We start from the raw sequence: 9,255 nt of genomic DNA, 5'->3' as shown, positions 1-9,255 counted from the left end.
GGCCGCCCCGGCGCGGGCCGGATGCCCGCGCGCAGCGGACCTCCCGAGACCGCGGGGCGCTGGGCCCTGCTGCCCGAGCGCGACTCCGACCCGACGCGGCGTGCGCACGCGACCGCTGAGCACCTGCTCGAGCGGCACGGCGTGGTCACCCGCGGTGCCGTGATGAGCGAGCGGGTGCCGGGCGGCTTCGCCGGCGTCTACAAGGTGCTCTCCGCGTTCGAGGACACCGGCAGGTGTCGTCGCGGCTACTTCATCGAGGGGCTCGGCGCGGCGCAGTTCGGCTCGGCCGGGGCGATCGACCGGCTGCGCACGTTCAGCGAGCGCACCGACGCCAAGCCCGGCGCGGTCACGCTGGCGGCCACCGACCCCGCCAACCCCTACGGTGCGGCGCTCGCCTGGCCCGCGTCGACGCCCACCGACACCGCCGGCCACCGGCCCGGCCGCAAGGCCGGAGCCCTGGTGGTCCTGGTCGACGGCGACCTGACGATGTACGTCGAGCGCGGGGGCCGCACCCTGCTCACCTGGAGCGACGACCCCGACCGGCTCGTCCCCGCCGCCTCCGCGCTGGCCGATGCCACCCGGCGCGGCGCGCTGGGCAAGCTCACCGTCGAGCGGGCTGACGGAGCCGCACTGCTGGGTGGCGGCGCCACCCCGCTGCGCGCGGCACTCGACGAGGCCGGGTTCGTGGCCACCCCGAAGGGACTGAGGATGCGTGCCTGAGGGCGACACCGTCTACCGCGCGGCGCGCAAGCTGGACCGCGCGCTGACCGGTCATGTGCTGGCCGCCAGCGACTTCCGCGTGCCCCAGCTGGCCACCGTCGACCTCTCCGGGGGCACCGTGACCGGCACGTTCTCGCGTGGCAAGCACCTGCTGACCCACATCGAGCACGACGAGGCTGGACGCTGCACACGCACCTGAAGATGGAGGGCAGCTGGCACGTCTACCCGCTCCACGAGAAGTGGCGACGCCCGGCCACCCAGGCCCGGGTGGTGCTGCGCACGGCGGCCCGCGCCGCGGTGGGCTTCTCCCTCGGCATCGTCGAGCTGGTGCCGCGCTCACACGAGCACGACGTCGTCGGTCACCTCGGACCGGACCTGCTGGGCGACGACTGGGACGAGGCAGAAGCCATGCGCCGGTTGCGCAGCGACCCGGCACGTCCCGTGGGCGACGCACTGCTCGACCAGACCAACCTGGCCGGCATCGGCAACATGTACATGGCCGAGCTGTGCTTCACCAGCGGGGTGCACCCGCTACGACCCGTCGGCGAGGTGTCCGACCTCGAGCGGCTGGTGCGCCGCGCCCGCCAGATGCTCGACCTCAACAAGGAGCGGGCGATCCAGTCCACCACCGGTGACCTGCGTCCCCGCGAGCGGATGTGGGTCTACCGACGCGACAACTCGGCCTGCCGCCGGTGCGGGACGCCGGTGCGCGTCGCGATGCGCGGGCCCGCCGAGCGGGAGCGCGCGTCGTACTGGTGCCCGCGCTGCCAGCCCGAGGACTGACGCGGGCGCAGGCCGTCGGGACGGCTCAGGCGGCCGAGGCGACCACGTCGCCGGGAGCCGGACGGGCCGAGCTGATCGGGGTGGCCACGACCGAGTCGACACGGCGCAGGCCCTGGGCCAGCTCCTCGACCGCGACGGCGTCGGACACCTCGCGGARCACGTCGGACAGCGGCAGGTCGAGGGCCGAGCAGAGCGAGGCGAGGAGTTCGGAGGAGGCTTCCTTCTGGCCGCGCTCGATCTCGGAGATGTAGCCCAGGCTGACCCGGGCGTCGGCGGACACCTCGCGCAGGGTCAGGCCCCGCTGCATCCGCTCGCTGCGGAGCACGTCACCGAGGATGCGTCGAAAGAGCACCATGGCGCTGTCCTTCCCGTCCGTGGAGGGCCCGCTCGTGGAGGGCTCCGTGGTGGCCAACGCTACCGGAGCGCTGGTTCTTCCCGGGTGAGGATGCCATCGAGCACCGACAGCGCCTCCAGACAGGTCGCGTCCTGGACCGCGGCGCGGTCCCCCACGAGGGCCAGCAGCCGCGTCTCCACGCCGTCCGGTCCGGCCGCGGCCACCCACACGTGCCCCGCCGGGTGTCCCTCCTGCGGGTCCGGTCCGGCGACCCCCGTGGTGGCCATCGCGTACGTCGTGCCGAGCAGCGCACGCACCCCGGTGGCCATGGCCGCCGCACACTCCCCCGACACCACGCCGTGCTCGGCCACCAGGTCGGCCGGCACCCCGAGCACGGCCACCTTGACCGCCGTCGCATAGGCGACGACGCCGCCCGTCACGCAGGCCGAGGCCCCCGGGACCGAGGTCAGGAGCGCCGCGAGGCGGCCGCCGGTGAGGGACTCCGCGGTCGACACGGTGTCTCCGCGGGAGGTGAGCAGGGCCACGATCGGCCGGGGTTCCGTCGCCATGCTGGGGACTCTAGCTACGTTGGCGGACATGGCACTCCCCATCGAGGACTACGCGCTCGTCGGCGACCGAGGCACCGCCGCACTGATCGGCCGGGACGGCTCGGTCGACTGGCTGTGCCTCCCGCGCTTCGACTCCCCCGCCTGCTTCGCCGCTCTGCTGGGCGACACCGACAACGGCCGATGGGTGCTGGCACCCGCAGACCCCGAGGGGGTCCGGACCACTCGCCGCTACGTCGGCAACAGCGCGGTGCTCGAGACGACCTTCACCACCCCGACCGGCGTCCTGGTGCTGCGCGACGTCATGCCCACCGGCGACGGCCGGGCCGACCTGGTGCGCACCGTGCGCTGCAGTGAGGGCTCGGTCCGGGTCTGCCACGAGTGGGTCGTGCGCTTCGACTACGGCCTCGTCCGACCGTGGGTCACGCGGCAGCAGGTGCACGGGCACGAGGTCATCGTCGCGACGGCCGGTCCCGACAAGCTCATGCTGTGGGGACCGCGGCTCCCGCGCGCCGTGGACGGCCACCACGCCGACGAGTTCGACCTCGCGGCCGGGCAGTCGATGACGTTCTCCACCTCGTGGATGCGGTCCTGGCACGCGCTGCCCGAGCCGTTGTCCTTCGACGACCGGATCGAGGCGACGCGCGTCGAGGACGAGCGATGGGCGCTCACCTGCACCGAGGACCTGCCCCACGCGGAGCTGGTCCGGCGCAGCCTGCTCACCCTGCGGCTGATGACGCACGCGGAGACCGGCGGGATCGTGGCGGCGCCGACCACCTCGCTCCCCGAGCAGTTCGGCGGTGAGCGCAACTGGGACTACCGCTACTGCTGGCTGCGCGACGCCGCCCTAACCCTGGAGTCGCTCGTCGCGGCCGGCTACACCGACGAGGCACTGAGCTGGCGCGACTGGCTGCTGCGAGCGGTGGCCGGCGATCCCCAGGACCTGCAGATCATGTACGGCGTCGACGGCGGACGTCGGCTGCCCGAGCGCGAGCTGGACCACCTGGCCGGGTACGCCGGGTCGCGACCGGTCCGCATCGGCAACGGCGCCGTCGGCCAGCGCCAGACCGACGTGCTGGGTGAGGTGATGATCGCCCTCGAGGACGCCCGCCACGCCGGCCTGGAGGAGACGCCGCAGAGCTGGGCCCTCCAGCGTGCCCTGGTCGACGAGCTGGCGACGCACTGGGACGAGCCCGACAACGGGATCTGGGAGATCCGGGGCCCGCTGCGGCACTTCACCCACTCCCGGGTCATGGTGTGGGTCGCCTTCGACCGTGCGGTCCGCGCGGTCGAGGAGCACGGGCTCCCCGGCGACGTCGACCGCTGGCGGGCGCTGCGCGACGAGGTGCACGCCGAGGTCCTCGAGCGCGGGTACGACGAGGACCGGGGCACCTTCACCCAGCACTACGACACCACCGAGCTCGACGCCAGCCTGCTCAACGTCTCCCTGGTCGGCTTCCTGCCCGGCGACGACGACCGCGTCCTGGGGACCATCGCGGCGATCGAGGAGGACCTCATGCACGAGGGCCTGCTGCGCCGCTACCGCACCCAGACCGGCGTGGACGGCCTCTCGGGGGGCGAGCACCCCTTCCTCGCCTGCTCGTTCTGGCTGGTCTCGGCCTATGCCGCCGCCGGGCGACAGGAAGAGGCGCACGCCCTGATGGACCGGCTGTGCGCGCTCGCCAACGACGTCGGGCTGCTGTCGGAGGAGTACGACGTCGACGCGGGGCGGATGGCCGGCAACTTCCCGCAGGCCTTCAGCCACCTGACGCTGGTGCAGGCGGCCCTCGCCCTGCGCTGACCGGCGCCATCACGAGCACAGCGAAGGCAGTTCGAGCCACGCCGAAGCCAAGCCACGCTCAGCGAGCGGAGAACAGCACCGAACTGCCTCGGTCGTGCTGCCGACCGGCGAAGAACGGCCCCCGCCCCGCGCTCACGCGCGGGACGGGGGCCGTACCTGTGAGAAGGACTCAGCGGCGGACGCGGAGACGCAGGGTCTCGCGCGAGCGCTGGGTCTCGTCGTCACCGAGGTAGCGCACCACCACGGTGTAGAGGCCCGGTCGCAGACCGGCGAGGCGCACAGTGGCCTTGCCGCCCTTGAGCCGGACGGTCCGCTTCAGGGCCGGCTTGCCCTTGACGGTGACCTTCACCTTGCCGTGCGCCTTGGCGCCGTCGGCACCGACCCGGACCTTCACCACGGGAGCCTTGCCGGGCTTGGTGGAGGCCTTGGCCCGAGCATCCGAGGCGGCCTTGAGGACGTCGACCACGAGGGTCTTCTCGGCCGTCGTGCTGGTGCCACCGGCGTACCGGACGGTCAGCGTGTGCTCACCGACGGTGGTGAAGACGGGGAGCTTGACGTTGACGACGCCGTTGGTGACCGGCGCGGACGCGAGCAGGGTCGACCCCTCGCGCACCTCGACGGTGCCGTCGGTGGCGTCCTTCTTGTCCCCGCGCACGACCTTCACGTGCACCATGGCGCGCGTGCGGTCGWCGACGACCCGCTGCGGGGTCACCGACGCCTCGACGCTCGACGTCGGGGTGCCGGGCGGGGTGACCGGGACGGTCGCGGTGTTGATCCCCACGAGCTCGGGGCTGTGGTCCGAGGAACGGAACTGGTTGGGCGCGTACAGGTTGGTGACGTTGGAGTTGAACCGGGAGTACTCGTAGTAGACCGACTCGTAGCCGTTGATGTCCCAGACGTCGACCGCGTCGACGTCTGCGAGGGCAGCCCCGTTGGCCAGCACGTGGTCGAGCGAGCCGATCTGACCGTCGAAGTTGTAGGTCTCCTCGTCCGGCTTGCTGCTCGACTCCAGGTTCGTGTACCCGGCCGCCTCCAGGACCTGGATCGGGTCCTCCTCGGAGTAGGCGTTGAAGTCGCCGGCCAGGAAGACGCGGCTGATCCCTCGCTGGGTCTTGAACGAGTCGGCGAAGGCCACGAGGGCGTTGGCCTGGAGGACGCGTCGGTCGTTGGCGTTGCCCTGACCGAAGGGGTCCGGGGTGCCGGAGCCCTTGGACTTGAAGTGGTTGACGATGACAGCGAAGGCGTCCGCGTCAGCCGTGCCGACCTGCTTGAAGGCCTGGGCGACCGGCTCGCGGGCGTCCTCGAAGGCCTCACCGGCCGACGACTGGTCGCTCAGCACGACCGACTCGCCGACCAGCGCGACGTTGGCGGGCTGGTAGATGAAGCCGTTGCGGATCACGTCCTGCTCGGACGTCGGAGGCAGCGTGGGCGCCGACGGAACGGCCGCCCAGGTGCCGGCACCGGCGTCGGCGTTGAGGGCCGTCACCAGCTCGTTGATCGCGAAGTCGCGGGGCTTGCCGAACTTGACCGAGTTCTCCAGCTCCTCCAGGGAGACGATGTCGGCGTCGGCGGTGTTGATGGCCGCGACGATCTTGTCCCTCTGGCGCGTGAGGTTGGCCTGGTCGGCGGCACCGCGCGGGCCGTCGGGGTCGCACCGGTTGTTGCTGATCGGGTTGCCGTCGCGGTCGCGGTAGTACGTGCAGGTGCCGAGGCCGGAGGCGACGAACTCCTCACCGGTGGTGGGGAAGAAGTTCAGGACGTTGAACGTCGCGAGCGTGACGTCACCGCCCACGTCCTGGGGGGTGGCCGGACGGGTCTGCGCGACGTTGATCGCACCCGTGGGCGCACCGACGACCTGCGCCTGCGGCAGGATCCGCCAGGCGTTGAAGCCGAACGTGAAGATGACCGGCTTGGGGAACGTGAGGCCGGCACCGACGCGTACGGTGTGGTCCGCGGTGAACCACGGGAACGGCTGGTTGCTGTTCTGCGTCGTGGAGAAGGTCAGGCTGGCTGCGTCGTCGAGGATGATCCGGTGCGCGTCGTTGTACTTCTTGCGCTCGGCGACCAGCGCCGTCGCCTGGGCGTCGACGACCTCGGTCGGGGCGACGAGCGGCTTGTCGCTGTTGGCCGCGACCCCGATCTCGCCGCGGAACGAGGACGAGTTCGATCCGTCGCTGTAGTAGGGACCGCCGTCGTAGACGTCGGTCGCGGTCCAGGGAGCGGTCGGCTGGAACAGCTCGCCCTCGGCGACCTCACGCACCTCGTCGAGAGCCGCACCGGACAGGCAGTCCGTGCCGGGGAGGGCGCAGTCGGTGCCGGGGACCTGCGTCTTGGGGGTCACCGCGCCGAGGGAGGCGATCGGGACGACTCCGGCCTGGTTGGCGACGACCTGGGTCGCTCCCGAGAACTCGGCGGCCTGGCCCGTCACCTCGACGGAGTCGCCCACCGCCGGGTAGGTCGTGAACCCGCTGGTGCCGCCGTACACGAAGACGGCGTCGGACGCGTCGGCGGTGTCCGCTCCCGGGGTCTGGATGTAGAAGCCGTTCAGCCCACCCGTCGGGTACGACGCGGTGACGACGCCCCGGGTCCTGACGTTCTGCCCGACCAGCGGGGAGGTCGGCCCGGTGCCCTGGATCTCCGCGATGGTCCGCTCGGTGACCGTCGGGTCCGGCGGGTCCACGGGCGGCGTGGTGGTGCCCGAGCTCTGCGGGGCCGCGGCGCCGGTGGTGAAGTCCGCGGCGTTGTTGTCGGTGTCCGTGCCGGCCGCGTTGCGGCTCGCTGACGTGGAGTTGGTCAGGGCCGGCGTGGCCGTGCCCTCGCGCAGGGTGGCGCTGCCGTACCCGACGAGGTCGACGGTGGTGGTGCCGTCCTTGAGCGCGACCGACCCGTTGGTCCCGCTCATGGCCAGGGTGCCCGTGGCGTCGGGGCTGGGCAGCGGCGTCGTGCCACCGGTGCCCCCGGCCTCCTGGACCAGGAAGTGGCCCTTGGCCGGGACCGAGCCCGTGAGGGCCGTGGCGCCGCCGGACCCTCCACCGGAGGAGAAGTACTCCACGGAGTGTCCCGTCAGCGAGATGGCCGCGTCGGTCGGGTTGTAGAGCTCGATGAAGTCGTTGGTGTAGGTGGCACCGGCGTTGCCGCCGCCGCCGTAGACCTCGCTGATGACGAGGCCGGTTCCGGCCGGGTTGGCCGTGGCGGTGACGGGGGTCGCGACGAGGCTGGTGGCCGCGACCGCGAGTCCGACGAGCAGGGAGCTGCGCCGGAAGGAGGGACGTGCGGGCATGAGTTCTCCGAGTGGGGGGTGGTGGGTAGGGACGTGCCGGGTGACGCACAGCAGTGGGGGCCCGGCGAACCGGACCCCCACTGGCTGGTTCAGTGCTTGACGCGGATGGTGAACTTCTCGCTCGTGGCCAGGAAGGTGTCGTTGGCCTTGAACTGCACCTTCACCTTGTACTTGCCGGGCTTGGCGAACGTGCGGAGCTTCACCTTGGCCACGCCGTCCTTGACCTTGGCGTTGTACTTGTGGCCGGCCACCTTGACGGTGACGCGACCCTTGGCGGGCAGGTCGACGGCGGACTTGACCTTGACCTTGACCCGGACCTTGGTCTTCTTGGCCTTGATCGCGCCGGCCTTCTTCGGGAAGACCTTGTGGGCCAGCGTCGGCGTGGTGAGGACGACGCCGCGGGCCAGCGTGGTCTTGGAGTCCTGCGCGACGATGCGGAACTCCTTGCCACCCCGGACCGTGAAGATCGYCCGCGCCCGGCCGTTGGTCACCGCAGCGGTGCCGAAGACCTTGGTCGAGCCGTCGTTGTTGACCTTGACCAGGTCGAGGCGGGTGTTCTTGGGGCCGCTCGGGTTCATGTCGAGGCGATCGAAGACGATCGTCGCCTTGTCACCGGCGCGGTAGCTGTCCTTGAGACCGGAGACGTAGACCTGCTCGCGGGCGAAGTCCGGGGAGACCGGCTTGTGGTCCCCGAGGTACTTGATCCACAGGTCGCGGTCGACGAGGCCGGTGTCCTTGGCCTTGCCCTCCGTGAAGGCGGTGAAGTTGTCGCCGCCCGCCGCGAGGAACGAGAAGGTCGAGACGGAGTACGTCTTGGCCAGGTCGAGCGGGGCACCGTTGACACGGACCGAGGTGACGCGCTGGCCGACCGGCTGGGCCGGGTCGAGGGTCGTCTGGACGTTGTCCGACAGGCCCAGGTGCAGGAACGGACGCTGGGAACCGACCGGCTGCCACTGCTGCTCGAGGATCTTCTTGACCTGGGCACCGGTGAGCGCGACGGTCGAGATGTTGTTGACGAACGGCAGCACGTTGTTGGCCTCGGCGTAGGTGATCACGCCGTCGGTGTTGGCCGGGTTGGTGGCCGCGTCGCCCTTGAAGAGCAGGTCGGCACGCAGGCCGCCCGGGTTGACGATGCCGAGGTCGGGCTTGGCGATGTCGGCGGCGATGCCGTCGCGCAGTGCGTTGGCGACCAGGTCACCGAGCGGCGACTCAGAGCCACGGTCCTCGACGGGCTTGCCGCCGGCGTCCACGCCGTCGTAGGCACGCGAGATGTCCGCGGTGACGGAGCCGACGGGGCGGTCACCGACGACCTTGGCGTTGGCGAGCGCGGCGTCCACGATCGTCTTCACCTGGGCGACGCGCGGGTTGGCGAGGTTCTCGGTGCTGCTGCGCGCGACGTTCTTGACCGTGAAGCCGACGACGGGGTTGGCGCCGGGTGCGGCACCAGCGTCGACCGTCAGCTTGATCTGGCCCACGTTGGCGGCGTACTCACCGGTCTGGATGTAGGCGCGGTTGCCACCACCGGGCTTGGGGCCCTCCCAGGCGTAGGTCTGGTGGGTGTGGCCGTTGATGATCGCGTCCACGCTGCCCGTCATGCTCGCCATGCGGGCGAAGGCCCCGCCCTTGGCGACCTCGGCGGCGAACGAGGAGTTCGCACCCACGGCGGCACCGGAGTGGAAGGTGGCGACGACGACGTCGGCCTCGCCGTTGGCGGGGTTGCCGTCCTTGAGGATGTCGGCGTACCTGGCGGCGGCCGAGACCTCCTCGGAGA

Annotated in this window: 8 protein-coding genes; 4 read left to right on the top strand and 4 right to left on the bottom strand. The window is 71.6% G+C overall.

Annotated elements, in window-relative coordinates; all coding sequences use genetic code 11:
• The 3 genes from AC1DQF_RS20265 to AC1DQF_RS20255 all read left to right on the top strand — a co-directional run.
• A partial coding sequence (locus AC1DQF_RS20265) for an Lhr family helicase (protein ID WP_477527031.1) occupies positions 1–720 on the top strand: 720 nt, incomplete at its 5' end.
• Positions 713–919, top strand: a complete 207-nt coding sequence (locus AC1DQF_RS20260; protein ID WP_477527030.1) for a hypothetical protein — start codon at positions 713–715, stop codon at positions 917–919. The genes AC1DQF_RS20265 and AC1DQF_RS20260, both read left to right, overlap by 8 nt.
• A gap of 2 nt (positions 920–921) precedes the next feature.
• Positions 922–1,503: an Fpg/Nei family DNA glycosylase gene (locus tag AC1DQF_RS20255; protein WP_477527029.1), complete on the top strand. Its 582-nt coding sequence runs from the start codon at positions 922–924 to the stop codon at positions 1,501–1,503.
• A 25-nt stretch (positions 1,504–1,528) separates the two neighbouring features.
• Here the strand turns inward: AC1DQF_RS20255 and AC1DQF_RS20250 are convergent, their stop codons facing one another.
• Positions 1,529–1,858, bottom strand: a complete 330-nt coding sequence (locus AC1DQF_RS20250) for a helix-turn-helix domain-containing protein (RefSeq protein ID WP_477527028.1) — start codon at positions 1,856–1,858, stop codon at positions 1,529–1,531.
• A gap of 59 nt (positions 1,859–1,917) precedes the next feature.
• On the bottom strand, positions 1,918–2,406 hold the full coding sequence (locus AC1DQF_RS20245; RefSeq protein ID WP_477527027.1) for a CinA family protein: 489 nt from the start codon (positions 2,404–2,406) through the stop codon (positions 1,918–1,920).
• A 28-nt stretch (positions 2,407–2,434) separates the two neighbouring features.
• Here AC1DQF_RS20245 and AC1DQF_RS20240 point away from each other — a divergent pair, with 28 nt between their 5' ends.
• A complete protein-coding gene (locus AC1DQF_RS20240) occupies positions 2,435–4,204 on the top strand; it encodes a glycoside hydrolase family 15 protein (protein ID WP_477527026.1) in 1,770 nt (589 codons plus the stop codon).
• Positions 4,205–4,373: 169 nt separating this feature from the next.
• Here the strand turns inward: AC1DQF_RS20240 and AC1DQF_RS20235 are convergent, their stop codons facing one another.
• Positions 4,374–7,484: an ExeM/NucH family extracellular endonuclease gene (locus AC1DQF_RS20235; RefSeq protein WP_477527025.1), complete on the bottom strand. Its 3,111-nt coding sequence runs from the start codon at positions 7,482–7,484 to the stop codon at positions 4,374–4,376.
• Positions 7,485–7,573: 89 nt separating this feature from the next.
• Positions 7,574–9,255 (bottom strand): bifunctional metallophosphatase/5'-nucleotidase (locus AC1DQF_RS20230; protein ID WP_477527024.1); only part of this gene is annotated, 1,682 nt, incomplete at its 5' end.

This window comes from Nocardioides sp. P4_G4 (genome assembly GCF_056401085.1).
The sequence above is the reverse complement of the archived record's forward strand: the minus strand, read 5'-3'. Positions and strand labels throughout refer to the sequence as shown.

Excerpts from the sequence above, each read along its gene's own strand:
- AC1DQF_RS20255 (WP_477527029.1), top strand. The coding sequence starts at position 922 with ATGGAGGGCAGCTGGCACGTCTACCCGCTCCACGAGAAGTGGCGACGC.
- AC1DQF_RS20240 (WP_477527026.1), top strand. The coding sequence starts at position 2,435 with ATGGCACTCCCCATCGAGGACTACGCGCTCGTCGGCGACCGAGGCACC.
- AC1DQF_RS20245 (WP_477527027.1), bottom strand. The coding sequence starts at position 2,406 with ATGGCGACGGAACCCCGGCCGATCGTGGCCCTGCTCACCTCCCGCGGA.